Genomic DNA, 24,305 nt, shown 5'->3' with positions numbered 1-24,305 from the left:
GATGTTTCTTCCACGATATACCGCCGGTTGCGGATACGAGCGTTTTTCGCCATGCGCAATACCGCAAGCGAATTGCCCAACTTATGAGGTCACAAGTTTGACATTAAGAACACATTTTGATTCATTTACCCAGCGCGAAGGCGGGAATTTCCCCAATGGGGAGTTCCCGCGAGTTGCCGAAGGCGGGTGCAAGCCCCGCCTCCCTCCGTAAGGTTCAGCGCTTGGCGAGCTGTTGCCAGGTGTCGATGACGCTGTCCGGATTCAGAGAAATCGACTCGATTCCCTGTTCCGCGAGCCAAAGTGCAAAGTCCGGATGGTCGCTGGGGCCTTGGCCGCAGATGCCAACGTACTTGCCTTCGGCCTTGCAGGCCTTGATGACCCGGCTCAGCAAGGCCTTGACCGCCGGATCGCGCTCGTCGAAGTCAGCTGCCAGTAGTTCGAGGCCTGAATCGCGGTCAAGGCCGAGCGTGAGCTGGGTCAGGTCGTTCGAGCCGATAGAGAAGCCGTCGAAGAACTTCAGGAACTCCTCGGGCAGGACGGCGTTGCTCGGCACCTCGCACATCATGATCAGCTTGAGCTCGTTCTCGCCGCGCTTCAGGCCGTGCTCGCCGAGGAGCGTGGTCACGCGCTCGGCCTGGCCCAGCGTGCGCACGAAAGGCACCATGATCTGCACGTTGGTCAGCCCCATGTCGTTGCGAACGCGCTTGAGCGCCTCGCATTCCATGGCAAAGGCCTCGCCGAAATCCTTGCTCAAGTAGCGGGCTGCGCCGCGGAAGCCGAGCATCGGATTTTCTTCTTCCGGCTCGTAGCGGCTGCCGCCGATCAGCTTGCGGTACTCGTTCGACTTGAAGTCCGACAGGCGCACGATCACCTGCTTGGGCCAGAAGGCCGCGGCAATGGTTGCAATGCCTTCGGCCACCTTGTCCACGTAGAACGCGCGCGGCGAGGCATGGCCGCGAGCCACCGACTCGACGGCCTTCTTCAGGTCGTTGTCGACATTCGGATAGTCGAGGATGGCCTTCGGGTGCACACCGATGTTGTTGTTGATGATGAACTCGAGCCGCGCCAGGCCCACGCCATGGTTTGGCAACTGCGCGAAGTCGAACGCCAGCTGAGGGTTGCCGACGTTCATCATGAGCTTGATGTCGATCTCGGGCATCACGCCGCGCTGCACTTCGGTCACTTCGGTTTCAAGCAAGCCGTCGTAGATGAAGCCGGTGTCGCCCTCGGCGCAGCTCACGGTCACCAGCGTGCCTTCCTTCAACAGGTCGGTGGCGTCGCCGCAGCCCACCACGGCCGGAATACCGAGTTCGCGCGCAATGATGGCTGCGTGGCAGGTGCGCCCGCCCCGGTTGGTGACGATTGCGGCGGCGCGCTTCATCACCGGCTCCCAGTTGGGGTCGGTCATGTCGGTGACCAGCACGTCGCCGGCCTGCACCTTGTCCATCTCGCTGATGTTATGCACGAGCCGCACAGGGCCGGTGCCGATCTTCTGGCCAATGGCACGGCCTTCGGCCAGCACTGCCCCCTTGCCCAGCAGCTTGTAGCGCTGCTCGGCCTTGCCCTGCTGCTGGCTCTTCACGGTTTCAGGCCTTGCCTGCAGGATGTAGAGTTGCCCGTCGGTGCCGTCCTTGCCCCATTCGATGTCCATGGGACGGCCGTAATGCTCCTCGATGACCAGCGCGTATTTGGCGAGCTGTTCGACGTCCGCGTCGCTCAACGAGTAGCGGTTACGCTGCTCGGCCTTGACGTCGGTGGTTTTCACCAGCTTGCCGGTGGCCTTTTTCTCTTCGGGCGTCGCGAACTCCATCTGGATTAGCTTGGAGCCCAGGTTGCGGCGGATCACGGCCTTCTTGCCGGCGCGCAGCGTCGGCTTGTGCACGTAGAACTCGTCGGGGTTCACGGCGCCCTGCACCACCGTTTCGCCCAGACCGTAGCTCGAGGTGATGAACACCACGTCTTCGAAGCCCGACTCGGTGTCGATGGTGAACATCACGCCGGCGGCGCCCAGGTCGGAGCGGACCATGCGCTGCACACCCGCCGAGAGCGCGACCACGTCGTGCGCAAAGCCCTTGTGAACGCGGTAGCTGATTGCGCGGTCGTTGTAGAGAGAGGCGAAGACCTCCTTCATCTTGTGCAGCACGTCGTCGATGCCGACCACGTTGAGGAAGGTCTCTTGCTGACCTGCGAACGAAGCGTCCGGCAGATCTTCGGCGGTAGCCGAGGAACGCACCGCAAACGACGCGGCCGGATTGCCTGCGCTCAGCTTCGCAAAAGCGTCGGCAATGGCTTTCTGCAGATCGGCCGGGAAAGGCTGGGCCTCGACCATGGCGCGAATCTCGGCGCCCGCGACGGCCAGCGCCCGCACGTCGTCGGTGTCCAGGGCCGCAAGGCGCTTGCTGATCTTGTCGGCCAATCCGTCATGGGCCAGGAACTGGCGGAATGCGTGGGCCGTGGTCGCAAAACCCGTGGGCACCCGCACGCCCTGGGGCAGCTGCGAGATCATTTCGCCGAGGCTGGCGTTCTTGCCGCCGACCGACTCGACGTCGGTCATCCTCAGGTTTTCAAACGGTACGACCAGGGCGGTCGCGTCGAAAAGTGCAGACATGGGAAAGCTCCAGAAGTTGAAACCGGTGCTGCATGCAGGCGGGGCAGCACGATCGTTGTCGTTGCTTTGGGTGCTGGCGCGGCGTGCATGGAAAGAATTGGGTCGAGGGAAAGCGGATTCCCGATAATGGCCCGGATTGTAGGCGTGGCGAGATTGCACGCGCCGCAGGACAAGGCCGCGAGAGCTACACCATGCATACACGCACTGTTTTCTTCATTTCAGACGGCACCGGCATCACTGCCGAAACTTTCGGTAACGCCGTGCTCGCCCAGTTCGAGATGAAACCGCGCCATGTTCGGCTGCCTTTTACCGACACGGTCGACAAGGCGCACCAGGCAGTACGGCAGATCAACCACACGGCCGAACTTGAGGGCGTGCGCCCCATCGTCTTCACGACGCTGGCCAACATGGAAGTGCTGGAGGTGATCGAAACCGGCTGCAAAGGCATGCTGCTCGACATGTTCGGCACCTTTGTGCGCCCGCTCGAGATTGAACTGGCGGTGAAGTCGAACCACCGCATCGGCCGCTTCAGCGACGTTAGCAAGAGCAAGGAGTACGACGCCCGCATAGCGGCCATCGACTTCAGCCTGGCACACGACGACGGCCAGAGCAACCGCGACCTCGAGGGGGCGGACGTGATCCTGGTGGGCGTGAGCCGCAGCGGCAAGACGCCGACCTCGCTCTACCTGGCCATGCAGCACGGCCTGAAAGCGGCCAACTACCCTCTGATTCCGGAAGATTTCGAGCGCCGACAGTTACCGCCGGCGCTGATGCCCCATCGCAAGAAGATTTTCGGGCTCACCATCCAGCCCGAGCGGCTGAGCCAGATCCGCAATGAACGCCGACCGGATTCGCGCTATGCCAGCCTCGAAAACTGCCGCAATGAGGTAAGCGAAGCCGAAGCCATGATGCGCCGGGCCGGCATCCGATGGCTCTCGACCACGACCAAGTCGATCGAGGAAATTGCCACCACCATCCTGCAGGAACTGAAGCCCGAACGGCTGACGTACTGAGGCGGCCGTCAGCCGGCCGCCTCGGCCGGTCTTTACGCCGCGGCCTGCTCCACGGGGGCAGAGGTCCGGATCAGGTGATCGAACGCACCCAGCGCGGCCTTGGCGCCGTCGCCGGCCGCGATGATGATCTGCTTGAACGGTACGGTGGTCACATCGCCTGCCGCGAACACGCCAGGCACCGAGGTCTGTCCCCGCGCGTCGACCACGATCTCCCCGTGCTTCGTCAGTTCGACCACTCCCTTGAGCCAATCGGTGTTGGGCACCAGGCCGATCTGGATGAACACGCCCTCGAGCTCGACCTTCTTCAGTTCGCCCGTCGCGCGGTCCTTGTAGACCAGGCCATTGACCTTCTGGTCGCCGGTGATCTCGGTGGTCTGCGCGTTGGTGAACACGTCGACATTCTTCAGGCTCTTGAGCTTGCGCTGCAGCACGGCGTCGGCACGCAGCGCGGTGTCGAACTCGATCAGCGTGACGTGGCCGACGATACCGGCCAGATCGATGGCCGCTTCAACACCCGAGTTGCCGCCGCCGATGACCGCGACGCGCTTGCCCTTGAACAGCGGGCCGTCGCAGTGCGGGCAATAAGCCACACCCTTGTTCTTGAACTCATGCTCGCCGGGCACGTTGATGTTGCGCCAGCGTGCGCCCGTCGAGATGATGATCGACTTGCTTTTAAGCGAGGCGCCGCTCTCGAGTTGCACTTCGATGAGGTCCTTGCCCGGAACCAGCGCCTTGGCGCGCTGCAGGTTCATGATGTCGACGTCGTAGTCGCGCACGTGCTCTTCAAGCGCATGGGCGAACTTGGGCCCTTCGGTTTCCTTCACCGAGATGAAGTTTTCAATGCCGAGCGTGTCGAGCACCTGCCCCCCAAAGCGCTCCGATGCCACGCCGGTGCGGATACCCTTGCGCGCCGCATACACGGCAGCCGCGGCACCTGCCGGACCACCGCCAACGATCAGCACGTCGAACGGGTCCTTGGCGGCAATTTTCTTCGCCTCGCGTTCGACACCGCTGGTGTCGATCTTGGCGAGGATTTCTTCCAGGCTCATGCGACCCTGGCCAAACTCGGTGCCATTCAGGAACACCGTAGGCACCGCCATCACCTGGCGTTCCTTCACTTCTTCCTGGAAGGTGCCGCCCTCGATCATCGTCGTGCGGATGCGCGGGTTCTGAATGGCCATCAGGTTCAGCGCCTGCACTACGTCGGGGCAGTTGTGGCAGGTGAGCGAGACATAGATCTCGAACTCGAAGTCGCCGTCGAGCGCGCGGATCTGCTCCAGCACGGCTTCTTCGACCTTCGGGGGATAGCCGCCGATCTGCAGCAGCGCAAGGATCAGCGACGTGAATTCATGGCCCATCGGCAGGCCGGCAAAACGCGGGCCGTGGTTCTCGCTCGGGCGGTTGACCGAGAAAGAAGGCTTGCGATGGTTGTCGTCGCGGCTTTCGGTCAGCTTGACCAGCGGCGACGCTTCTGCAACGTCCTTCAGCAGCGACAGCATTTCGCCCGAGGCCTTGCTGTCGTCGAGCGAGGCGACGATCTCGATCGGCTGCGTGGCGCGTTCGAGGTAACTCTTCAATTGGGCTTTGGTGCTGGCGTCGAGCATGAGGGACTCTCTTTCGATAACTGAAAACTATCAACTGGGGGCAAAAAAGCCCGGGGCCTCGTGAGCGCCCGGGCTTTCGCGCGGGACGCTTAGATCTTGCCGACGAGGTCGAACGAGGGGGCGATGGTCTTGTCGCCTTCATTCCACTTGGCCGGGCAGACTTCGTTCGGATGGGCGGCGGTGTAGACAGCTGCCTTCAGCTTGCGCAGGGTTTCCTTGACGTCGCGAGCGATTTCGTTGGAGTGCACCTCGGCGGTCTTGATGATGCCTTCGGGGTTGATCACGAACGTGCCGCGCAGCGCCAGGCCTTCTTCAGGAATGTGCACGCCGAAAGCGTTGGTCAGCGTGTGGGTGGGGTCGCCCACCAGCGGGAACTTGGCCTTGCCGACGGCAGGCGACGTGTCGTGCCAGACCTTGTGCGAGAAGTGCGTGTCGGTGGTCACGATGTAGACCTCGGCACCCAGCTTCTGGAACTCGGGGTAGTTATCGGCCGCGTCTTCGACTTCGGTCGGGCAGTTGAAGGTGAAGGCCGCCGGCATGAAGATCAGCACGGACCACTTGCCCTTGAGCGTCTCGTCGGACACATCGATGAACTTGCCGTTGAGGTAGGCCTGGGTCTTGAACGGTTGGACTTGGGTGTTGATCAGGGACATGTTGATTCCTTGGATGCTGCGGGTGGACAAAAAAACTGCGAGCCATGAGTATAACTACCAAATAGGATAAAGTGATAGTAATGAACTATCAACTGCATCACTGCGACCTATGAAAGACAAAGGCGCGGCCACCTTCGCCCCGCCGTCGAATACGAACGTGTATCACCATCAAACGCATGCAGACCAGTGCAGCATGGGATTGCTTGCAAGAGCTCGCTCGCCCCTCTCACAATCCCTACTTTCAGAACAAGGAAAATAATCATGAAGGGCGACCCCAAGGTCATCGAACACCTGCAGGCGCAGCTCAAGAACGAGCTCACTGCAATCAACCAGTACTTCCTCCACTACCGGATGCTCAAGCATTGGGGTTTGGACAAGCTGGCCAAGAAGGAATATGAAGAGTCGATCGGCGAAATGAAGCACGCCGACAAGCTGATGGACCGCATCTTCATGCTCGACGGCCTGCCCAACCTGCAGGATCTTGGCAAGCTGAACATCGGTGAAGACGTGCCCGAACTGCTGGGCTGCGACCTGGGCGCCGAAACCGGTGCGCAAGCAACCATCAAGGACGGCATCGCCTATTGCGAAACGGTTCGCGACTACGTTTCACGCGATCTGCTGCAAGAAATCCTGGACGACACGGAAGAGCACATCGACTTTCTCGAAACCCAGATCGACCTTATCGACAAGGTCGGGTTGCAGAACTACCTGCAATCGCAGATGGGCGAGCTCGGCTGAATTTCGGCGGGGCTGCGGAGCAGCCTTCAACTTCTCCAGCTTTCCGACATGGCAGGCGTAGCCGTCAGGCTACGTCGCCCGGCTCTTCAGGACGCTTGCGCCCGCTGAGCATGGCGCCGACCAGGTTTTCCCTGTGCCGCCAGCTCGTGAAGGCCACCCCGGCCAGATGCAGGGCGATCAGTGCCACCAGTGTCCAGGCCAATGTGCGGTGGAGCCATTCCACCCACGCCAATCCCCAGAACATATCGAGCGTATACATCCAGCCCGTAACGCCGACAGCCGTTACCGTGGCAAGCAGGGCAATGACCATCCAGCCGCCAAGAGGGTTGTGGCCAAGGTAGCGCTTCTCGCGCCGTGCGAGCACGTCGGCCGCATAGCGCAGCACCTGCGAGGGCGCCCGCACAAACTGCTTGAACCTTGCATAGCGCCCGCCCAGCCACCCGCCGATGCAGCGGCCGGCAATCAGGGCCAGCGCCGCGTAGCCCGCCAGCTCGTGCTGCCGCAGCAGCCCTTCTCCACTGAACCACGCCATAGCAATGGCCATGACCAGTGCCCAATGTGTTGCGCGCAGCCAGAACGCCCAGACTTGCGCCGACGGACGCGCCGGAACCGCACGCATCTCGCGCATCCTCAGGATGGCTGCTTCACCTGTCCGACCTTCTCGAAGGTCTTGGGATCGAAGAATGCTTCAGTGCGCTGGCCCTTTTCGTCGAAGCCGTAAACCTCGTAGCAGCCGTTGAAGTTCTTGATCTGGCGAACCTTCCAGCCTTCGCCGGTTAGCTTGCGCTGCAATTCCATTTGCGGGCGCATTTCTTCCTTGGGCAACGCAGCGCATTTGACGGCGTCGTGGTCGACGAACTGAGCAGATGCGGACGCTGACCAGAGAATTGCAGTTGCAGTGGCCGCGGCAAAAAGAAGTGACTTGTTCATGAATGAATCTCCTGGCGTTTGCAGGCACCACGCAGCGGCTCAAACGTCGAGCCACATGCGCAGCAGGTTGTGGTACGTGCTGGTGAGACCGATCACGCCGGGGTCTGTCTCACCAAATTGGCTGCGAAGATGCCGCAGGTGGTTGTCCATGTCGAACAGCAGGCGGCGCTGCTCGTCGCTGCGCACCATGCTCTGGATCCAGAAATAGCTGGCAGTGCGAAAGCCCCGCGTTACCGGCAACACGCGATGAACGCTGGTGCCCGGATAGAGCACCATGTCTCCGGCCGGCAGCTTGACTCGCTGCACGCCGAACGTGTCTTCGATCACGAGTTCGCCGCCGTCGTACTCATCGGGTTCGGCCAGGAACACGGTGCACGAAATATCCGTGCGCACCCGCCCCGAACCGTCGCGAAGAAAACGAACCGCGCTGTCAACGTGATTGCCAAAGCTGTTGGACGCACCGCCGTAGCGATTGAACAGCGGCGGTGAAATCTGCTTCGGCAGCGCAGCCGAGAAGAAAACCTGGTGCCGCTCCAGGCCGCGCAGCAGCAGTTGCTGAACGGCGCGGGTCTCTTCGCAGTCCTCCCGCAACTGCTCATTGTTCTTCGCCTTGGCGGACTGCTCGCCCGCGGTCAGGCGGCCGTCCTCCCAGGGAGCTTGGCCCAGAATTTCCCTCGCCTGACGAACCTCGTCGGGCGAGAGCACTTCGCGAATGTGCAAGAGCATGTGAAAGGAAGAACTGCTTTGGCTATTCTAGAAACTCAACAGGCCTTAGAACCGCGCTCCAACCGTTACAAGCACAGTGCGCTTCGCGCCGGCAATGGCAAAGCCGGGGTAGAGCTGATCGCCATAGAGCTTGTTCGTCACGTTGTTGATGTTGAGCTGTGCGTACAGATCGGGCGTGAACTTGTACTCGAGCATCATGTCGCCGACAACATAGCCGGGTGTGCTGTTGGCCAGGCTGGCGGCGCCGCTGGCGCCTTGCAGCGGCCGGTTCTCGGACGCGCCGCGCACGCCCCCCGCAATGCGGAACTTGGGCGTGGCCTGGTAGCTGACCCATGCGGCTCCGCTGTGCTTGGGCGTCAGGCCCACACGCGAACCAACCGTTCCCGGAGTGGCAGTGCTGCCGACCTTGTCGATGGTTGCCGTCGGGATGTAGGAGTACGAGAAATAAACCTCCCACTGCGACGTGAGGCGGCCCACCACGTCCAGCTCAAGGCCCTGGGAGTGGCGCTTGCCCGACAACAGATAGGAACTCCCTGCAAAGTCCGAGTCGGTGGTGCGCTCGTTGGTCTTTTCCGTGCGGAAGATGGCGGCGCGCGTTGAGAGCTTGCCATCGAGCCAGTCGAGCTTGGCGCCCAGTTCGATGTTGCGGCTCTTCTCCGGCGGGGTCCCCGCGGTCTGGGGCGACACATACTGATAGGTGTCGGCCGACGAGTTGAACGAGGTGCTGTACGACAGGTGATACGACTGCGTGGTCGAGGGCTGGTACAGAACGCCGGCGCGGTAGCTCCAGGCACCTTGGGACAAGTGGGTGCTGGTGACGGTTGGCAACGGGCTTCCGGCGGAATAGCGTTCACGAGGATCGCTGCAGTTCGCCGTTTGCGTATAGCCGCGGGGGGCCGGAGTCGGTCTCACGCACGCCGGGTTCGAATAGTTGTACTGGTCGAAATCGCCGCTGAGCCGGTCGTAGCGCAGGCCACCCAGAACTTTCCAGTCGGGCGCAACCTGAACCAGATCCTGCAGATAGACGCCAATCGATTTCGCGGAATAGGCGCTCGAATCGCGGTACACCGGCTCGACGAAAGTGCCACTCAAGCCTGCGCCATCGTTTGGCGTGCCGACGAAGGTGTTGGCTCGCGAGCCCAGCGCCCGCCCGCGGAAGCTGTTGTTGAAGAAGGCGTCGTTCTGGTAGCGGCTCGCCTCTTCCTTCGAGGCGTCGACACCGGCCAGCAATTGGTGTTTTACGCCGCCCCAGTTCAACTCCTTGCTGTAGTCGCTTTGCAAGTAAGTGCCCTTGTACTCGTCCTTGCGCGGCGTGAGGCCGCTGCGCGTGAGCAACGTGTATTCGCTGAAGTTGGCCAGCGTGGTGGGGGCGCCTAGCGTGGTACTGGCGCCTGCGGCGGTAGACCACTGGTTGCGGTCGAAGGTGCCCGATCGCACCTGCGTGCGCAGCTCGCCGCCGTCGTCGAAGCGATGCAGCCATGAGGCCGCTCCGTAAGTGGCCTTGCCGAGGACCTTGTCGGCAGCGGTGCCGTAAAAGCTGCCCGGCTTCACCGGTGCAAGGGTTCCCAGGCTGCCGATGGTTGGTACACCGGCCGCGGTGTAGCCGGTAATGCCCTGCCGGCCGGTGGCCACCCAGCGAACCGCCGACAACGGAACGTTGTCGACGTTCAGGTGGAACAGCCCCACCGTGAATTCGTTGTCCGTGCCAATGCCCCAACTGTACGAAGGCGCAATGCCGTATTTGTCGATCTTGGCGCCGCCGTTGTCGGCCTTGTTCCACATCGCGTTGATTCGCAGTGCCGATGTTTCGCCGGTGCGCACGTTGAAGTCGGCCGTCGTGCGGTAGTAGCCGCGCGTGCCCGCAGTGGCCTCCACATCCGTCTGGTCTGCAAGCAGCGGCTTCTTGGAGACCTGGTTGATCACGCCACCTGTGGAGCCGCGTCCGAAAATCATCGAAGCTGAACCGCGCAGCACCTCGATGCGCTCGAGGTTGAAAGTGTCGCGGTCATATTGCGATGGGTCGCGCATGCCGTCGATCAGCAGGTCGCCAACCGTCGCCACCGGAAAACCACGCAGCCGAATGTCCTGGTCTGTCCCGTTTTCAGTCGCCGCAAAGGTAATGCCGGCCGAATAGTGCAAGGCATCCTTGAGGGTATCGAGCTTGACGTCGTCGATCAGCTTCTCGGTAATGACGTTGATCGACTGCGGAATATCGCGAATCTCTTGCGTCCCCTTGCCAATGTTGGTTTTCTTGGTCTGGACCTGGTCCTTGCCCTGCGTCTCCGCCTGTTCGGTGACCGTGATGGTGCCAAGCGTTCCGCCCTGCACTGTTGTCGGCGCCGTTTGCGCCCAGCTACTGACGGAGGCGGCAAGCATCAAGGCTCCAAAAGGAAGCATTGCCGCTTCTCGCGGCAGCCCGCCTGTCGCGGCGCCCGCCGCAATAACTGAGGAAGACACGGAGCGCGACATGCGAGCGCGCTGACGGGCGACATTGGCCAAGATAACCTCCAGAAAGCCAGGAAACGGCTAGTTTTGAATGGCTGGCTGGGTCCGACGACGCGCGGTCGAAGTGCTTGGCTTGCCGAAAATTTGGCTGGAGTGTAGTTCGAACGTAGTCGTAATCATTCGCACTTAGATTCGCTGTGGCGAAAATGCGACTTGCTCCCAAAACACTGCGAAAGGCCTCTCGCCGGGATAGTTATTGAAAATGCGAGAGATTCGTATTTATAATTGTCCGAACCAAACCAGCCAGCCAACTGCTGCTTTCACCGCCATGATCGTTTGCGTCTGCCGCCGAGTCTCCGACCGTGAAATCGCACGTCACGTGCGGGCGGGCCTGACTTTCGACGAAGTCCAATTCGAGCTTGGCGTGGCCACCCAATGTGGCCAATGTGAAGGCTGTGCGCGAGACATCGTTGCGCAATGCAGTGCCTCGCATCCTGTCGCCGCGTTGAACCGCGAATCGGGAACGAGTGCGATCCAGCTTGCCACCTCCATTTCGGAAAGCAAGGCATGGAACTCTTCTCGGCGCTCGGCGGCAGCCTGATTCTTGTCGCAGGCTCGGTCTGGTGGATCTTTCGTAAGTAAACAGTAGTCGTAGCGGTTTTGCTGCAATCGGGGCACGCTCCACGCGTGTCCGCATTCGAATTGGTTGATCGTGTCTGACCGCTTTGCTCCCCCACCCTCCGTTCTGGGCCTTTCGCGCAACGCACTCATTGCCGGAGGCGTGATCCTGTTTCATGCAGCAGCGCTCTGGGCGCTCCAAAGCGGCCTGTTGCGTCGAGCTGCCGAAGTGGTGATTCCCGTCGAAATATTGAGCCAGTTCGTCGAGCCGCCCAAGCCCGCTCCGCCGCCACCTCCCCCTCCGCCCCCGCCCCCGCCGCAACGCAAGCCTGAAGCGGTCAAGCCTCCTCCCAGGCCGGTGGCAATACGCGAACCGAAGCCGACGCCCGCACCAAGCGCCCCCGTGGGCGTGACCGAGCCGCCTCCGCCTGCACCTCCGGTCGAAGCTCCGGCACCGCCTGCGCCGCCCGCTCCGCCGCCGGCGCCACCCGCGCCGCCGGCGCCGCGAATGATCGAGATCTCTGAGGGCCAGACCCGCTACGTCAGAGAGCCCAAGCTGGTATTTCCTAGCATGAGCAAACGCCTCGGCGAGTCGGGAACCACCGTCGTCTCGATCTACTTCGACAGCGAAGGCTTCGCCAAACGGGTCGAACTCTACAAATCCAGCGGATTCGAACGCCTGGACGAGGCAGCGCTGAGTGCCGCCCGAACCGCCCAGGTCACGCCCTTCAGGCAAACAGGAGGGAACGCGCAGACGACCTACCTGCTGCGGGCGCCTTTCTCATTCAAACTGAACTAATTTTCTCTGGAGCAACTTTGTATGGATTCCCAATTCGGCTTGATGAACGTCTGGAACCAGGGCGATTTCGTCACCAAGGCCGTCGCGGTGCTGTTGATCGGCATGTCGCTGGCGTCGTGGATCGTGATCATCATCAAGGCCCTCGATGTCATCAAATACAAGCGCCTTGCCAAGCACTCGCAGGACTTCTGGCACAGCGAAGATTTCGCCACCGCATTGAACAAGCTCGGCAAGGACGACAGCAACCCGTTTCGCGCGCTGGCACTCGAAGGCCGCGAGGCGGCTGCGCACCATCGCAACACAAAGGCTCACTTGCACGACGCGCTCGATGTAAGCGACTGGATCACGCGCGCCCTGCGCAACGGTATCGATGCGTTCACGGCGCGCCTGCAAACCGGCCTCGCCATTCTGGCTTCCGTCGGTTCGACTGCTCCGTTCATCGGCCTGTTCGGCACCGTCTGGGGTATCTACCACGCGCTCATGAGCATCGGCTCTGCTGGCCAGGCGACTATCGACAAGGTTGCGGGCCCGATCGGCGAAGCTTTGATCATGACGGCGCTGGGTCTGGCGGTGGCGATTCCGGCAGTGCTGGGCTACAACGCGCTGGTCCGCGGCAACAAGTTCGTGCTGACCAAGCTCAACAGCTTTGCCCATGACCTGCACGCCTACTTCGTGACCGGCGCACGCGTGCAAAGCGGCAGCGGCGACGCCATCGTGGTTCCGCTGAAGAAGGGCTGAGCATCATGGCTTTTGGCACCCAGGACGAACCCGATGAGGTAATGAACGAGATCAACATGACGCCGCTGGTCGACGTCATGCTGGTGCTCCTCATCATCTTCATCATCACCGTGCCGGTGATGAAACACGCAGTCAACATCGACCTGCCGCGCGCCACGAGCGAGCCCGAACAGGCCAAGCCGGAGAACATCCTGTTCAGCATTTCCGCCGACGGGAGCTACTACTGGAACGAGCAGAAGATCGCCGACGCCGAGTTGCCTGGCCGGCTCGCCGCCGAGTCCGCCAAGAACCCGCAACCCGAGCTGCACATTCGCGGCGACAAAGAGGTTCGCTACGAACGCGTAGCCAAGGCCATGTCGGCAGCGCGGGAGGCGGGCGTACGCAAGATCGGCTTCATCACCGAACCCGACGCCAAGTGAGCCGCTGAAGGTTTATTAAAAAACCTGATCGACGCGATTGACTTTTTATTGAGAATCATTATCATTCACTCATCGCTTCGATAAGAGGATTTTCAGATGCAAGCCAAACCGAACACCTTTTCTGTTCTGAGCCATCCGTCGCTCGACCAATCGGGTGGCGGACATGCGTCCATCCAGGCTTCCCGCCCGGCGCCGATGGTCGAGAGCACGGAGCTTCTCAAGGGGAGCAAGACCGTGGGCATCATGCACAACGGTTCTCTCTATCGTCTGCAGGCAACCAAACTCGGCAAGCTGATTCTTACCAAGTAAGCATCAGCCCGCCCTTCACGCAAGTTTCATCGTGGGGCGACTCCAGGAGATTCATCTCCGAAGGGTCGTTTTTTGCTAGCCAACGGTTCGCCGACTAGCCAAGCTTTTTTTCACGCTGAGCACCCGAAAAAGAAAACGCCGACCTGCAAGTCGGCGTTTTGCCTCGCGCACTGAACAGCGCACAGGGGCGATGCTCAGAGGCCGAGCGCTGCGATGCCCGCCTTGGCAATCTGGGCATCTTCATTCGACTTCACGCCGCTTACACCAACGGCGCCGATGACCTGGCCGTCCTTCACGATGGGCACGCCGCCCTCCAGCAAGCCCTGCACCGCAGGCGCCGTGAGAAACGCAGTGCGGCCGCCATTGATGATGTCTTCGTAGACCTTGCTTTCGCGGCGACCCATGGCCGCCGTATGGGCTTTGGCCGGGGCAATATGCGAAGACAGGGCCGCAGCCCCGTCCAGGCGCTGGAGCCACAGCAGGTTGCCGGCATCGTCGGAAATCGCAATGGTCACAGCCCAATTGTTCTTGAGGGCTTCTGCTTCGGCAGCCGCGGCAATGGCCTTGACGTCGGCGAGTTCGAGGAAGGACTTGGTCTTCATATTGGGCGTCGGTTGCTGTAAAAGCCAAGAGCATAACGGCCAAAGGGCCAATGGAGCGGTGGGCCCTGCCGCTCTTAGGACCATCATCCATACGGTCTTTGTATCGCCCCCCTCTTGCAGCCCCCTAGAATGCGCCCAACTGCGTCATTGCAGCAACCAAAGGAGCTACGGCCATGAACGACCGCGTTACCACCCTCGACACTTCCACCGGCTACGGCCAGGTGCTGCCGCAGGCTGAGCGCCAACGCGTCCTGCGCAACACCTACTGGCTGCTTGCGTTGAGCTTGCTACCTACCGTGCTGGGCGCCTGGATCGGCGTCAGCACCGGCATTACCCGCTCCCTTACGGGCGGCCTGGGCCTCATCGTTTTCCTCGGCGGCGCCTTCGGCTTCATGTTCGCCATCGAGAAAACCAAGAACTCGGCCGCCGGCGTGCCTGTGCTGCTGGCCTTTACCTTCTTCATGGGCCTCATGCTCTCGCGCCTTATCGCGATGGTGCTCGGCTTCAAGAACGGTTCCGAACTCATCATGACTGCCTTCGGCGGCACCGCCGGCGTGTTCTTCGTCATGGCATCGCTGGCCACGGTGATCAAGCGCGACCTGTCCGGCATGGGCAAGTGGCTCTTCGTGGGCGCCATGGTGCTGATGGTGGGCTCCATCATCAACGTCTTCGTCGGTTCGAGCGCCGGCATGATGGCCATCTCGGTGGCAGCCATCGCCATCTTCTCGGCTTTCATGCTCTATGACCTGAAGCAGATCATGGACGGCGGCGAAACCAACTACATCAGCGCCACTCTCGCGCTTTACCTCGACCTGTTCAACGTGTTCCAGAGCCTGCTGGCACTGCTGGGAATTGCCGGCGGCGAACGCGACTGATCTTCGAACGAGCGGCGCCTTCGGCGCCAATTGAAAAGGGCCCTGAGGGGCCCTTTTTCATGCCAGATCGAACACCGCAATCGACTCCACGTGCGCCGTATGCGGAAACATGTTGATCACGCCGGCAAAGGTGCAGCGGTATCCGGCCTGATGCACAAGCAGGCCGGCGTCCCGCGCAAGGGTGGACGGATTGCAGCTCACATACACAATCCGCTTTGGCGGCGTCCAGCCGCTCGTCCTCAATTCCGGCTGCAGATGCAAATCGGCCATCGCTTTGGCGAGCGCGAAGGCGCCTTCGCGCGGCGGGTCGACCAGCCACTTATCGGCACTGCCATCCGCCACGAGCATGGCGGGCGTCATATCGAAGAGATTGCGCGCGACAAAGCGGGTAGGCGAAAGCGCCCGCCGGGCCGGTGTCGCTGGCTGATTCTTCTTGAAGTTGTCTCCAGCACGTGCAACCAGGGTGCCGCTGCCCTCAATACCCAGCACCTCGCGCGCCCGGCTGGCCAATGGCAAGGTGAAATTGCCCAGCCCGCAGAACCAGTCGATCACGCGCTCTTGCGGCTGCACATCGAGAAGACGCAGCGCCTTGCCCACGAGCGCGCGATTGATGTGCGGATTGACCTGCGTGAAGTCCGTCGGCTTGAAAGGCATGGTGACGCCGAACTCGGGCAGTTCGTACGACAGCGGCGTACCACCCTCTTCCAGCAGCTTCACTGTTTCGGGGCCCTTGGCCTGCAGCCACCACTGCACTCCGGCGTTCTGCGCCGCAAAGGCCTTCAACCGGTCGATGTCGGCATTGGACAGGGGCTCCAGGTGCCGGAGCACCAGGGCGATGGTGCCAAGCGCTGTGGTGCCGGGCGCATCGCCGCAGGCGAGTTCGATCTGCGGACAGGTCTCGCGGGCATCCATCGAGCCGATAAGTGCGCGCAACGGCATCAGCATGTCGCTGACCTGCTTCGGCAGCACCGGGCAGACCTGCATGTCTGCAAGATAACGGCTCTTGCGCTCGTGAAAGCCGATCAGCACCGTCCCCTTCTTGATCACGTGGCGTACCGACAGCCGGGCGCGATAGCGGTAATGCCATGCCGGCCCTTCCATTGGCCGCAGCACGTTCTCGGGCTTTACCTTGCCGAGGTGCCACAGGTTGTCTTCCAGGGCCCGCTGCTTTACAGCCACTTGCGCGGCCGCATCCAGGTGCTGCATCTTGCAGCCGCCGCAAGCGCCGGTGTGCAAACCGAAATGCGGGCAACCCGGCTGGACGCGCTGCGACGATTCACGCCGGATGGCCGTGACCGTGCCTTGCTCCCAGTTGTTCTTGCGCCGGTGAACGTTGAACTGCACTTCCTCGAAAGGCAGCGCGCCTTCAATGAACACGACCATGCCTTCGGCATTGTGCGCAACGCCCTGTGCGTCCAGGTCGAGCGATTCGACCTTGAGCCATTCATCGGGAGCGGTCGCCGGCGTCTTCCCGGGAGCTTTGGTGGGGACTTTCTTTTCTTCGATGGATTCCGTCATTCCCCGATTGTCTCAGCGCCGGCCGCGCTTCCCCGTACCTCGACGGATCAGCCTAGAACAAGGCATCGCGTCCCACTCCGGATCGGATCAGCTGGCGGCGCATCTTGGCGAGCGCCTCGTTCTGGATCTGCCTCACCCGCTCCCGCGTCAGGCCGAGTCGAACGCTCAGCACCTCGAGCGTTTCGGGCTCCCGATCATGCAGGCCATAGCGGCCTTCGAGCACCTCTCGCTCACGTGCGTCAAGGGCGTGAACCCACTTATCGAGCAGACGCTCGACCTCATGGGTGTGGGTGACGTCGGTGGGGTCGCCCCCCTCGTCGTCGGACGCCACGGTGTCGGCCAGGGTAAAGCCTTCATCGCCATGCGCATCGCCGCCATCGAGCGAGCGCGGAGCCTCCGCAAGCGCCAACAGCTCCGCAACCGCCTGAACCTCGCGCCCCAGAAACGCGGCGATATCTTCCACGCGCACACCGTCGGGTCGGCGCGACAGGAAACCTGAATCGCCTTCGAGCGTGCGGCGGGCCCGCAGCACCTGCTGCAGTTCGCGCACCACGTGCACAGGCAGGCGTATTGCGCGCGATTGCGTCATGACCGCGCGCTCGACCGATTGCCGAATCCACCATGTCGCATAGGTTGAAAAACGAAAACCACGCTCGGGTTCGAACTTGGTGATGGCGTGCATCAGGCCCAGATTGCCTTCCTCGACGAGGTCGGAGAGTGGCACGCCGCGGCCCAGATACGCCTTGGCGATGTTCACAACCAGTCGCAGGTTGTGCTCGATCATCGACTGCCGAGCCGCAAAATTGCCGGCTCGCGCGGAGCAAGCAGTCCGGTATTCCTCTTCAGGGGTGAAGAGTTCGGTGCGCCGCACCTGTCGCAGGTAAATCGTCAGCGCATCCGCGCCTTCGCCGCCGACGGGTCCGGCAACTGCAGCCACGTCTGCGGCTGCGCGACCACGATTTGCAGGGGCGATCTCTTGATTGTTTTGTGCTGCTCCGCCTCGGCCCGCCGACCCGCGCACAGGCAGTGTGCGACGGGGGCGAGAGGCAGCCATGGCATTACCGGCTCGGAAGGTAGCGCGCCGGATCGACAGGCTTGCCCTGGCGACGAATTTCGAAGTGCAACTTGACGCGGTCTGCGTCGCTGTTGCCCATTTCGGCGATCTTCTGGCCCTTTTGCACCGACTGGTCTTCCTTCACGAGCAGCGTCTGGTTGTGCGCGTACGCCGTGAGGTAGGTGTTGTTGTGCTTCAGGATGATGAGGTTGCCATAGCCACGCAAACCCGCGCCTGCATAGACGACGCGGCCGTCGGCCGCGGCCAGGACTGCATCGCCCGCCTTGCCGCCGATATCGAAGCCTTTGTTCTTGGCGTCGTCGAAACCTGCGATGAGCGTACCGTGTGCAGGCCAGATCCAGCCGAGATCCTCGTCACCCGAATTTGCGGAAGGTGCCGACGGGGATGCAGTGACTGCCGGCTTGCTGGCCGCCGCACTCGCGGGCGACGCGGGCAGTACCGCAGGCGGAGTCACGGGCTTGGTGACGGCACCTTCCGTGGGGGCGGCCGCAGCCGCCACCGTGGTGGACGTCGGACCCACCGGAGGAACCACGCGCAGCACCTGGCCGACTTCGATCAGGTCGGGGTTCTCTAGATTGTTCCAGCGAACGATGTTCTGCCAGCTTTGACCGGTTTCGTTTCCGATGCGGCGAATGGTGTCACCAGGGCGCACCGCGTAATAGCCTGGCTTGCCATAGTTCTCGATGCCGGGGAGCGGCTTGCCCGATGCATCGGTGGTGATGAGCGGGCCGCCGGATACCGAATTGGGCGCGCGCGTCATCGTGCCTCGGTCTTCGACCGGCGCCGGCCCCCGCGGTGCGGCGCAGCCCGCGATCACGAGCACAACGGCCAACGTGATACCAGCGCACCAACTCCGATTGCCAAAACCCTGCATTTGTTGTTCCTTCAAGCGATGCCCGATTTTAGGGGGACAAAGTGAACCGCCTCAAGAATGCGGCGCTCCAGTCCACGGGCGGTTTTATCGATGACGACGAGGGCCTGTCCGCCCCCGGCCGATTGCGTGGGCGCGACGATGCGTCCGCCCACGGCGAGTTGTTCGGTCCAGGCTTGCGGGACCGCTTCGCCACCCGCGGCGGCAATGATTCCTGCGTATGGCGCACCGTTGGCGTAGCCGACCATGCCGTCGCCAAGCATGAGGTGCACGGTTGCAAGCCGGAAGTGGCGCAGGTTGGTGCGCGCACGCTCGTGCAGCCCGCGCAAGCGCTCGATGCTGTAGACCTCTGCGGCCACGTGGTTCAGTACCGCAGCCTGGTAGCCGCAGCCGGTGCCGATTTCGAGCACGCGGCCAAGGCGGTCTTGCGGCTTGCCTGCGAGTGCGGGCGCACCCAGCAGGAGTTCGATCATGCGAGCCACCACGCTGGGTTTGGAAATGGTCTGACCCAGGCCGATGGGCAGGCTCGTGTCTTCATACGCCTGGTTGACCAGGGCGCTGTCGACAAAACGATGCCGCTCCACCGCGCCCAGCGCGCGCAGCACGCGAGGGTCGGTAATGCCTTGCGCGGCAAGTTTCTGCACCATGCGCGCACGCACGGCGTCGGAAGCCATTGAAGGCGTGGCCGGCACCATCGGCTTTGCCGGCACGGCGGGCAGGCGCCCCCTCGTGGCGGCTGAAGCGGTGGGTGTCAGGCGAACAGGAAAACCAGGCCGTTGCGTGGCCATGCTCAATTGCCGAGACGGGCAACCGTCTCGCGCCATTGCCCCAGGTTGGCGTGATCGGTCAGGTCGATCTGCAGCGGCGTCAACGCGACATGGCCGGCAGCGGTTGCGTGAAAGTCGGTGCCCTCGCCGCTGTCCTTGGCGCTGCCCGCGCCCGCAATCCAGTACATCGTGTCGCCACGCGGGCTTTCCTGCGTAATTACCTTTTCGGCCGCGTGCCGGCGGCCGAGCCGGCAAACCTTGGTCGGCTTGAGTTCCTCCAGGGGCCGGTTGGGCACATTCACGTTGAGCAGGAAAGCGCCGCCATCGAGCAAGCGCTCGCGCTCGATCTGCTGCACCAGGCGGCGTGCCACCTGTGCAGCCGCATCCACATGCGCCCAGCCCTTTTCGATTTGCGAGAAGGCAATGGCCGGAATGCCGAACAGGTAGGCCTCCATGGCCGCTCCGACGGTGCCCGAGTAGATGGTGTCGTCGCCCATGTTGGCGCCGTTGTTGATGCCCGACACCACCAGGTCGGGGCGGTAGCCGAGCAGACCCTTGAGCGCGATATGAACGCAATCGGCCGGCGTGCCCGTGACGTAGCGAAAACCGTTGTGGGCCTTGTGCACGTAAAGCGGCGCAGCCAGGGTGAGCGCATTCGACTTGGCGCTGTTGTTGTGCTCGGGTGCAACCACCTCGACATCGGCGATGTCTTTCAGGGCGTCGTGCAATGCGACGATGCCCGGTGCCTGAAAGCCATCGTCATTGGAAATTAGTATCTTCATGGTGCTTTTCGGTGACCCGGATTGTAGGCGGCGGGTGCGTCGCAGCAGGGACAACGGCGCCCTGCCGCGCCCCCTATCATCGCCTCGCATTCATTGCCCACACACGACTCATCCAAGGAGACCCGAGCATGCACGCATGGCTTTGCGAAAACCCCACCGGCGTCGATGCGCTGACCTGGAAAGAACTGCCCACACCAACGCCGGGTCCGGGCCAGGTGCTGATCGAAATCAGGGCCGCCAGCCTGAATTTTCCCGATCTGCTGATCGTCCAGAACAAATATCAGATCAAGCCGCCCCTGCCATTTGTGCCGGGCTCGGAATACGCTGGCATCGTCCAGGCGGTGGGCGAAGGCGTGACTCACCTTTCGGTCGGACAGAACGTGGCGTGCCTTTCGGGCACTGGCGGCTTTGCAACGCATACCCTGGCACCGGCAGCGCTTTGCATGCCGTTGCCCGAAGGCTTTGGCCACGTCGACGCCGCGGCGTTCATCATGATCTATGCCACATCGTGGCATGCACTGATGGACCGGGCGCAACTGAAAGCCGGCGAAACCGTGCTCGTGCTTGGCGCAGCTGGCGGTGTTGGCACCGCAGCCATACAAATTGCAAAGGCTGCCGGTGCAAAAGTGATTGCGGCCGCCTCTACCGACGAGAAATGCGAGCTTTGCCGTTCCATTGGAGCAGACGTCACCATCAACTACACGACGCACGCGCTTCCAAACGGTTTTCGGGAGGCCATCAAGGCTGCAACCGATGGCAAGGGCCCGGACATCATTTACGACCCCGTGGGCGGCGATTTTGCCGAGCCGGCATTTCGCTCGATCGGCTGGCGCGGCCGCTATTTGGTGGTTGGCTTTGCCTCGGGTCCGATTCCATCGTTGCCATTGAATCTCACGCTGCTGAAAGGCGCGTCGCTGGTCGGCGTGTTCTGGGGCGATTTCGCCAAGCGCGAGCCCAAGGCCAATGCACAAATGATGGCCGAATTGGCGCAGTGGTACGGTCAGGGAAAGATCAAGCCAGTGATCGACAGCACCATGCCCATGGCGCAATTGAAAGCGGCCTACGCCCACATGGGCTCACGTGGGGTGAAAGGAAAACTCGTCATGGTGAACTGAGCGTGCCCCGCCCGGTTGGTTCCACTCACGCAATAAAAAAGCCCGCAGACGCGGGCTTTTTTATTGGCAAGCGCCCTTTGGAACGCTTACTTGATCTCGAACTCGGAAAGCGACTTGCCGGCCGCCAGAGCTTCGGTAACCCAACGCGGCTTGCGGCCACGGCCACCTGACCAGGTTTCGCCGCTCGGGCCGCGGTATTTAGCCGCTGACTTGGTTCCGGGAGCCGCGTTGCCGCGCTTGACCGACACACCGCGTGCGCTGAGTTTCAGATCCGAAGCGGTCAAACCGTATTCCGCGATCTTCTTGCGCACCTCTTCAATGACGCCCGCACGTTCTTGGTTGCGAAGGTCTTCCGCCTGCTTGCGCAATTGCGCAATCAGTTCGTCGTGCTTCTTGATCTGGGAATTGATATCGGCAAGGGTCGAAGCCATTATGGACTCCTGAAAATTGGAAACGGGCGGATTTTAATTCAGTTCCAATTTAAAACAAGCATGCCGCTACAAGAAAAACCCGGGATGTGGCGGCGGCTCGCGACGGCGCACAATGAAAAAACGCACCAGATCCGGACGCTTTTATCGAACAAAAAGAAGGAATACAAGGGGTTAAGCCCCAACGGCAACAACGGCCAGAAATGACAACGCCGGGACTGGCCCGGCGTTGTGGTCCCCACGACGCTATTGCGCAATAGCAGTCAGGGAAGTATTTTGGGGTGGCTGATGGGACTCGAACCCACGACGACCAGAATCACAATCTGTAGTGACAAACCAACATCCATGCGGGTTCTGACTGTGCCTGTGGGAACTGTATCAGACTTTTCGATGCGCTCTGGCGCGGGCTGCCGAGCCTCCGTTCCCGCACTTTACAACACGCCTTCTGCCCTCTTTCGGCTTCCATAAGCACCCTCCATTGCGGCAAGTAACGTCTGCAACTTACCCATCCATTCGGACGAGAGTTCGCGCTTCTTCTGAAAATCCTTTGCGAGCTTTTTTCCTTCTTTGAAGGGGACCGTCAGCACTGCGGAGGTGAGACCACCCAACTCGAGCCAAACATCGAATCCATCCTCGGTGTCTCGAATCGAAATTGACGGAAAGCCTTGAAAAGCGTGTGCGTTCACATGCAGGTCGCGCAGCACGCCAACCGCAAACGCTCCTGACACATCGTTGGTGCTAAATCCGTGGCTCGCGTAGTAGGTGCTCATGTTGGTTCCAGGCTGCAGCTAAAAGCAAATTATCGGCCCCATGAAGCCACTGCTCGCACGGGGCCTGCTTCACTCTTTCGATCCACGGCCGGCCGGAACCAGGAGCGCACGGCGCAGTTTTGCTGCAGGCTTTTCGGCAAGTTTTGCCGCCAGATCCGCCCTGACGAACACTCGGAGCTGCCGTTCACCGTCAACACGGGCACGCTCATTGCCGAGAGGCGGACAATGAATGAACGCCTATCGACCCTTCAGGAGCTTCGGCGGCATGCCTCCCACTTGCGTGTGGTGGCCATCGAGTTTCAACGCGCTGTCGCACGTCAGCTGGTCAGCCCCCAGACCCGCCCCGCCGTTTCTCAACTGGAGCAGCGAGCGAGCGACACGCTCATGCTGCTCGCCCGCGAGGCCGAGTCTTTGTATTTGCGAGAGGTCAGGAGGCGCAGCAACCCGGCCGCCCTCAACCTTCGCGAGACTCAAAGAGATTGACGCGGGGGGATCAGGTGACTCTGAGAGACGGCCAGTTGGCCGGACCAGACTGCCGTTCAGTTAGCCGTAGGCGCTCAGGCCAATGAAGGGCGCCGCGCCATGTTCCGGGCTATCTGCAGTGTCCTTGCATTGCGCCGCGGAGTTTCGAGCAACCTGTTGATTTCAACAATGCCGTCTTCGGTGATGCGGGTGACCGTGGCCGTCCGAGCCACGTGGTACTTGCCTACGGGGTCCAAAGCGGTCGCTATGTCCGCTTCGATAAGCCCCGTTGCCTTCAAAACGCTCACATACTGAACGTCTTCAGGTCTGGTCACCACCTTCGGCAAAGCAACGGTTTGCAGGTATAGCAAGTAGAGCAAAGGCATGATTTTTATCTTTGTTCGATGCGTTTCGTTCTAGGGATGGCGCTTCCCGCATCGCCCCTCGCGGGGATTCAAAGAATATTCCGACGCCCAACCCAGCATGTCGGACGGCGATCCGGCGACAAGTAGGAAATGGGAAGAAATCACATTGACCGGCCGCGCTGCGGCACCGAGGGGATCCTCACCAGGCCGACGCGCCTCGCCGCCACATCGCTGAAGACCAACGGGGCCGTCCAAGGCGGCAGCGGCCCTCGCGAAATACTGTGCGAGCGCACAACCAGCACCGCCAAAGTGTGTGCTAAGGTCATTCAGCACGAACAGTTGAAGAGGACCGAGAGATGGGAAGCATGGCACAAGATGCGCGACACGAAGCAACGTTGACAAAGCGTCAAGAAGAATTCGACGAATGCGAGCGAGAGGTTGTCAGATTGGCATCAGCGCTCGAAGCCGCAACGGCGAAACGCGACCAGGCAAAGCAACAACTTGACGCTCAAATAGAGCTCGACATGCGTCGAGATTGAGCCTGCGCCCTACTCCATCGTCATTGCGTCGTAGGAACGCTCACAGATAGCGCCGGCTCCGTGGGCAGCGTCAGCGAATCGCCCCAGTTCCCGAAGAGCCGCTCCACTCCCGCTGAGCAGGTCGGTAAGCAGATCGAGGGCGGCTTCGGCTGGCGGGCTTCCGCCGGCAATGGTGGGCGCTGCGCTGGCAGCACGGACGGCGGCGCGGAAGGCGGCGAGTTGTGCGCGCATCCGGCGCTCAGCAGCGCCAGCACGATCAGCATCGTCCCGAGCACGGGCAATTTGTTCTTGACCATCTTGAATCACTCCATCGACGCGAGCGCGCCAGGTCTGTTCGTGGGTACGGGCGGCCCGTTCAGCCAAGCGGCCGGATTCGGCCTGCGTGGCGCGGTAGTCGGCGAGATCCTTTTGTGCCGAGGCGGCATCAGCGTGTGCGCCAGCAGCACGGGTGCGCTCAACGCCGGCCGTGGCCAAGGCGCCCACGAGAGCGACACCGAGAATCCACAGCAGAGGCGTCTTGAGGTCGGGCAGCATCG

Annotated in this window: 27 protein-coding genes; 10 read left to right on the top strand and 17 right to left on the bottom strand. The window is 61.8% G+C overall.

The features are described from left to right. Window positions 1-214: 214 nt before the first annotated feature. Complete coding sequence (gene ppsA, locus J2X67_RS12215) at window positions 215-2,608, bottom strand: phosphoenolpyruvate synthase (protein WP_309953336.1); 2,394 nt, start codon at window positions 2,606-2,608, stop codon at window positions 215-217. Window positions 2,609-2,799: 191 nt separating this feature from the next. On the opposite strand from ppsA, the gene J2X67_RS12210 reads away from it, so the two are divergent. Beyond that, complete coding sequence (locus J2X67_RS12210; protein ID WP_021006527.1) at window positions 2,800-3,621, top strand: pyruvate, water dikinase regulatory protein; 822 nt, start codon at window positions 2,800-2,802, stop codon at window positions 3,619-3,621. A 32-nt stretch (window positions 3,622-3,653) separates the two neighbouring features. Here the strand turns inward: J2X67_RS12210 and ahpF are convergent, their stop codons facing one another. Beyond that, window positions 3,654-5,225 carry an alkyl hydroperoxide reductase subunit F gene (gene ahpF / locus J2X67_RS12205; protein ID WP_309953335.1) on the bottom strand — a complete coding sequence of 524 codons (1,572 nt, stop codon included), beginning with the start codon at window positions 5,223-5,225 and terminating at the stop codon, window positions 3,654-3,656. Window positions 5,226-5,314: 89 nt separating this feature from the next. Further along, window positions 5,315-5,878, bottom strand: a complete 564-nt coding sequence (gene ahpC / locus J2X67_RS12200; RefSeq protein WP_007830764.1) for an alkyl hydroperoxide reductase subunit C — start codon at window positions 5,876-5,878, stop codon at window positions 5,315-5,317. Between the two features lie 261 nt (window positions 5,879-6,139). Here ahpC and bfr point away from each other — a divergent pair, with 261 nt between their 5' ends. Further along, window positions 6,140-6,616: a bacterioferritin gene (gene bfr / locus J2X67_RS12195; RefSeq protein ID WP_307701845.1), complete on the top strand. Its 477-nt coding sequence runs from the start codon at window positions 6,140-6,142 to the stop codon at window positions 6,614-6,616. A 64-nt stretch (window positions 6,617-6,680) separates the two neighbouring features. Here the strand turns inward: bfr and J2X67_RS12190 are convergent, their stop codons facing one another. From J2X67_RS12190 to J2X67_RS12175, 4 genes are read right to left on the bottom strand one after another with little or no spacing between them, the layout of a single operon-like run. Then, the gene (locus J2X67_RS12190) at window positions 6,681-7,235 is read right to left on the bottom strand and encodes a cytochrome b/b6 domain-containing protein (RefSeq protein ID WP_309953330.1); all 555 of its coding nucleotides are present in this window, start codon (window positions 7,233-7,235) and stop codon (window positions 6,681-6,683) included. An 11-nt stretch (window positions 7,236-7,246) separates the two neighbouring features. Beyond that, entirely contained in the window at window positions 7,247-7,546 is a 300-nt protein-coding gene (locus J2X67_RS12185) for a PepSY domain-containing protein (RefSeq protein WP_309953329.1), read from the bottom strand. Between the two features lie 39 nt (window positions 7,547-7,585). Continuing rightward, window positions 7,586-8,272: a Fe2+-dependent dioxygenase gene (locus tag J2X67_RS12180; protein ID WP_309953328.1), complete on the bottom strand. Its 687-nt coding sequence runs from the start codon at window positions 8,270-8,272 to the stop codon at window positions 7,586-7,588. A 45-nt stretch (window positions 8,273-8,317) separates the two neighbouring features. Further along, complete coding sequence (locus J2X67_RS12175; protein WP_309953327.1) at window positions 8,318-10,648, bottom strand: TonB-dependent receptor domain-containing protein; 2,331 nt, start codon at window positions 10,646-10,648, stop codon at window positions 8,318-8,320. 397 nt (window positions 10,649-11,045) lie between these two features. Between J2X67_RS12175 and J2X67_RS12170 the strand changes: the two genes are divergently transcribed. The 5 genes from J2X67_RS12170 (at window position 11,046) to hemP (ending at window position 13,600) form a co-directional block, all read left to right on the top strand. Next, window positions 11,046-11,318 carry a (2Fe-2S)-binding protein gene (locus J2X67_RS12170; RefSeq protein WP_309953325.1) on the top strand — a complete coding sequence of 91 codons (273 nt, stop codon included), beginning with the start codon at window positions 11,046-11,048 and terminating at the stop codon, window positions 11,316-11,318. 108 nt (window positions 11,319-11,426) lie between these two features. Next, window positions 11,427-12,134, top strand: coding sequence for an energy transducer TonB (locus J2X67_RS27745; protein ID WP_409050493.1), 708 nt, complete (start codon window positions 11,427-11,429; stop codon window positions 12,132-12,134). 21 nt (window positions 12,135-12,155) lie between these two features. Further along, entirely contained in the window at window positions 12,156-12,872 is a 717-nt protein-coding gene (locus J2X67_RS12160) for a MotA/TolQ/ExbB proton channel family protein (protein WP_281150100.1), read from the top strand. 5 nt (window positions 12,873-12,877) lie between these two features. Next, on the top strand, window positions 12,878-13,291 hold the full coding sequence (locus tag J2X67_RS12155; protein WP_309953324.1) for a biopolymer transporter ExbD: 414 nt from the start codon (window positions 12,878-12,880) through the stop codon (window positions 13,289-13,291). 96 nt (window positions 13,292-13,387) lie between these two features. After that, entirely contained in the window at window positions 13,388-13,600 is a 213-nt protein-coding gene (gene hemP / locus J2X67_RS12150) for a hemin uptake protein HemP (protein WP_309953323.1), read from the top strand. A gap of 194 nt (window positions 13,601-13,794) precedes the next feature. Here the strand turns inward: hemP and J2X67_RS12145 are convergent, their stop codons facing one another. After that, on the bottom strand, window positions 13,795-14,202 hold the full coding sequence (locus J2X67_RS12145) for a heme-binding protein (RefSeq protein WP_028258861.1): 408 nt from the start codon (window positions 14,200-14,202) through the stop codon (window positions 13,795-13,797). Between the two features lie 173 nt (window positions 14,203-14,375). Between J2X67_RS12145 and J2X67_RS12140 the strand changes: the two genes are divergently transcribed. Further along, window positions 14,376-15,077: a Bax inhibitor-1/YccA family protein gene (locus J2X67_RS12140; protein WP_309953321.1), complete on the top strand. Its 702-nt coding sequence runs from the start codon at window positions 14,376-14,378 to the stop codon at window positions 15,075-15,077. Between the two features lie 57 nt (window positions 15,078-15,134). Here the strand turns inward: J2X67_RS12140 and rlmD are convergent, their stop codons facing one another. From rlmD to surE, 5 genes are read right to left on the bottom strand one after another with little or no spacing between them, the layout of a single operon-like run. Then, on the bottom strand, window positions 15,135-16,595 hold the full coding sequence (gene rlmD, locus J2X67_RS12135) for a 23S rRNA (uracil(1939)-C(5))-methyltransferase RlmD (protein ID WP_309953320.1): 1,461 nt from the start codon (window positions 16,593-16,595) through the stop codon (window positions 15,135-15,137). Between the two features lie 52 nt (window positions 16,596-16,647). Continuing rightward, complete coding sequence (locus J2X67_RS12130) at window positions 16,648-17,649, bottom strand: sigma-70 family RNA polymerase sigma factor (protein ID WP_309953319.1); 1,002 nt, start codon at window positions 17,647-17,649, stop codon at window positions 16,648-16,650. A 4-nt stretch (window positions 17,650-17,653) separates the two neighbouring features. Beyond that, window positions 17,654-18,544, bottom strand: a complete 891-nt coding sequence (locus J2X67_RS12125) for a peptidoglycan DD-metalloendopeptidase family protein (RefSeq protein ID WP_309953318.1) — start codon at window positions 18,542-18,544, stop codon at window positions 17,654-17,656. A gap of 11 nt (window positions 18,545-18,555) precedes the next feature. Then, window positions 18,556-19,329: a protein-L-isoaspartate(D-aspartate) O-methyltransferase gene (locus J2X67_RS12120; RefSeq protein WP_309953316.1), complete on the bottom strand. Its 774-nt coding sequence runs from the start codon at window positions 19,327-19,329 to the stop codon at window positions 18,556-18,558. 2 nt (window positions 19,330-19,331) lie between these two features. Further along, window positions 19,332-20,090 carry a 5'/3'-nucleotidase SurE gene (gene surE, locus J2X67_RS12115; RefSeq protein ID WP_309953315.1) on the bottom strand — a complete coding sequence of 253 codons (759 nt, stop codon included), beginning with the start codon at window positions 20,088-20,090 and terminating at the stop codon, window positions 19,332-19,334. A gap of 128 nt (window positions 20,091-20,218) precedes the next feature. Between surE and J2X67_RS12110 the strand changes: the two genes are divergently transcribed. Then, window positions 20,219-21,205 carry an NADPH:quinone oxidoreductase family protein gene (locus tag J2X67_RS12110; RefSeq protein ID WP_309953668.1) on the top strand — a complete coding sequence of 329 codons (987 nt, stop codon included), beginning with the start codon at window positions 20,219-20,221 and terminating at the stop codon, window positions 21,203-21,205. An 86-nt stretch (window positions 21,206-21,291) separates the two neighbouring features. On the opposite strand, the gene J2X67_RS12105 is transcribed toward J2X67_RS12110, so the two are convergent. Further along, complete coding sequence (locus J2X67_RS12105; protein WP_309953313.1) at window positions 21,292-21,636, bottom strand: H-NS histone family protein; 345 nt, start codon at window positions 21,634-21,636, stop codon at window positions 21,292-21,294. 428 nt (window positions 21,637-22,064) lie between these two features. Next, window positions 22,065-22,403 carry a hypothetical protein gene (locus tag J2X67_RS12100; RefSeq protein WP_309953311.1) on the bottom strand — a complete coding sequence of 113 codons (339 nt, stop codon included), beginning with the start codon at window positions 22,401-22,403 and terminating at the stop codon, window positions 22,065-22,067. 225 nt (window positions 22,404-22,628) lie between these two features. On the opposite strand from J2X67_RS12100, the gene J2X67_RS12095 reads away from it, so the two are divergent. After that, on the top strand, window positions 22,629-22,886 hold the full coding sequence (locus J2X67_RS12095; RefSeq protein ID WP_309953309.1) for a hypothetical protein: 258 nt from the start codon (window positions 22,629-22,631) through the stop codon (window positions 22,884-22,886). 74 nt (window positions 22,887-22,960) lie between these two features. On the opposite strand, the gene J2X67_RS12090 is transcribed toward J2X67_RS12095, so the two are convergent. Further along, window positions 22,961-23,251, bottom strand: a complete 291-nt coding sequence (locus J2X67_RS12090; protein WP_309953307.1) for a hypothetical protein — start codon at window positions 23,249-23,251, stop codon at window positions 22,961-22,963. Window positions 23,252-23,778: 527 nt separating this feature from the next. Further along, a complete protein-coding gene (locus J2X67_RS27740) occupies window positions 23,779-24,303 on the bottom strand; it encodes a DUF2514 family protein (RefSeq protein WP_354328426.1) in 525 nt (174 codons plus the stop codon). Window positions 24,304-24,305 lie beyond the last annotated feature (2 nt).

The organism is Variovorax sp. 3319 (assembly GCF_031456585.1).
Taxonomy (GTDB): domain Bacteria; phylum Pseudomonadota; class Gammaproteobacteria; order Burkholderiales; family Burkholderiaceae_C; genus Variovorax; species Variovorax paradoxus_P.
This window is presented reverse-complemented; position numbering and strand designations above follow the sequence as displayed.

Coding starts and splice junctions, on each gene's coding strand:
- ppsA (WP_309953336.1), bottom strand. CDS start 2,608: ATGTCTGCACTTTTCGACGCGACCGCCCTGGTCGTACCGTTTGAAAAC.
- J2X67_RS12210 (WP_021006527.1), top strand. CDS start 2,800: ATGCATACACGCACTGTTTTCTTCATTTCAGACGGCACCGGCATCACT.
- ahpF (WP_309953335.1), bottom strand. CDS start 5,225: ATGCTCGACGCCAGCACCAAAGCCCAATTGAAGAGTTACCTCGAACGC.
- ahpC (WP_007830764.1), bottom strand. CDS start 5,878: ATGTCCCTGATCAACACCCAAGTCCAACCGTTCAAGACCCAGGCCTAC.
- bfr (WP_307701845.1), top strand. CDS start 6,140: ATGAAGGGCGACCCCAAGGTCATCGAACACCTGCAGGCGCAGCTCAAG.
- J2X67_RS12190 (WP_309953330.1), bottom strand. CDS start 7,235: ATGCGTGCGGTTCCGGCGCGTCCGTCGGCGCAAGTCTGGGCGTTCTGG.
- J2X67_RS12185 (WP_309953329.1), bottom strand. CDS start 7,546: ATGAACAAGTCACTTCTTTTTGCCGCGGCCACTGCAACTGCAATTCTC.
- J2X67_RS12180 (WP_309953328.1), bottom strand. CDS start 8,272: ATGCTCTTGCACATTCGCGAAGTGCTCTCGCCCGACGAGGTTCGTCAG.
- J2X67_RS12175 (WP_309953327.1), bottom strand. CDS start 10,648: ATGCTTGCCGCCTCCGTCAGTAGCTGGGCGCAAACGGCGCCGACAACA.
- J2X67_RS12170 (WP_309953325.1), top strand. CDS start 11,046: ATGATCGTTTGCGTCTGCCGCCGAGTCTCCGACCGTGAAATCGCACGT.
- J2X67_RS12160 (WP_281150100.1), top strand. CDS start 12,156: ATGGATTCCCAATTCGGCTTGATGAACGTCTGGAACCAGGGCGATTTC.
- J2X67_RS12155 (WP_309953324.1), top strand. CDS start 12,878: ATGGCTTTTGGCACCCAGGACGAACCCGATGAGGTAATGAACGAGATC.
- hemP (WP_309953323.1), top strand. CDS start 13,388: ATGCAAGCCAAACCGAACACCTTTTCTGTTCTGAGCCATCCGTCGCTC.
- J2X67_RS12145 (WP_028258861.1), bottom strand. CDS start 14,202: ATGAAGACCAAGTCCTTCCTCGAACTCGCCGACGTCAAGGCCATTGCC.
- J2X67_RS12140 (WP_309953321.1), top strand. CDS start 14,376: ATGAACGACCGCGTTACCACCCTCGACACTTCCACCGGCTACGGCCAG.
- rlmD (WP_309953320.1), bottom strand. CDS start 16,595: ATGACGGAATCCATCGAAGAAAAGAAAGTCCCCACCAAAGCTCCCGGG.
- J2X67_RS12130 (WP_309953319.1), bottom strand. CDS start 17,649: ATGGCTGCCTCTCGCCCCCGTCGCACACTGCCTGTGCGCGGGTCGGCG.
- J2X67_RS12125 (WP_309953318.1), bottom strand. CDS start 18,544: ATGCAGGGTTTTGGCAATCGGAGTTGGTGCGCTGGTATCACGTTGGCC.
- J2X67_RS12120 (WP_309953316.1), bottom strand. CDS start 19,329: ATGGCCACGCAACGGCCTGGTTTTCCTGTTCGCCTGACACCCACCGCT.
- surE (WP_309953315.1), bottom strand. CDS start 20,090: ATGAAGATACTAATTTCCAATGACGATGGCTTTCAGGCACCGGGCATC.
- J2X67_RS12110 (WP_309953668.1), top strand. CDS start 20,219: ATGCACGCATGGCTTTGCGAAAACCCCACCGGCGTCGATGCGCTGACC.
- J2X67_RS12105 (WP_309953313.1), bottom strand. CDS start 21,636: ATGGCTTCGACCCTTGCCGATATCAATTCCCAGATCAAGAAGCACGAC.
- J2X67_RS12100 (WP_309953311.1), bottom strand. CDS start 22,403: ATGAGCACCTACTACGCGAGCCACGGATTTAGCACCAACGATGTGTCA.
- J2X67_RS12095 (WP_309953309.1), top strand. CDS start 22,629: ATGAATGAACGCCTATCGACCCTTCAGGAGCTTCGGCGGCATGCCTCC.
- J2X67_RS12090 (WP_309953307.1), bottom strand. CDS start 23,251: ATGCCTTTGCTCTACTTGCTATACCTGCAAACCGTTGCTTTGCCGAAG.
- J2X67_RS27740 (WP_354328426.1), bottom strand. CDS start 24,303: ATGCTGCCCGACCTCAAGACGCCTCTGCTGTGGATTCTCGGTGTCGCT.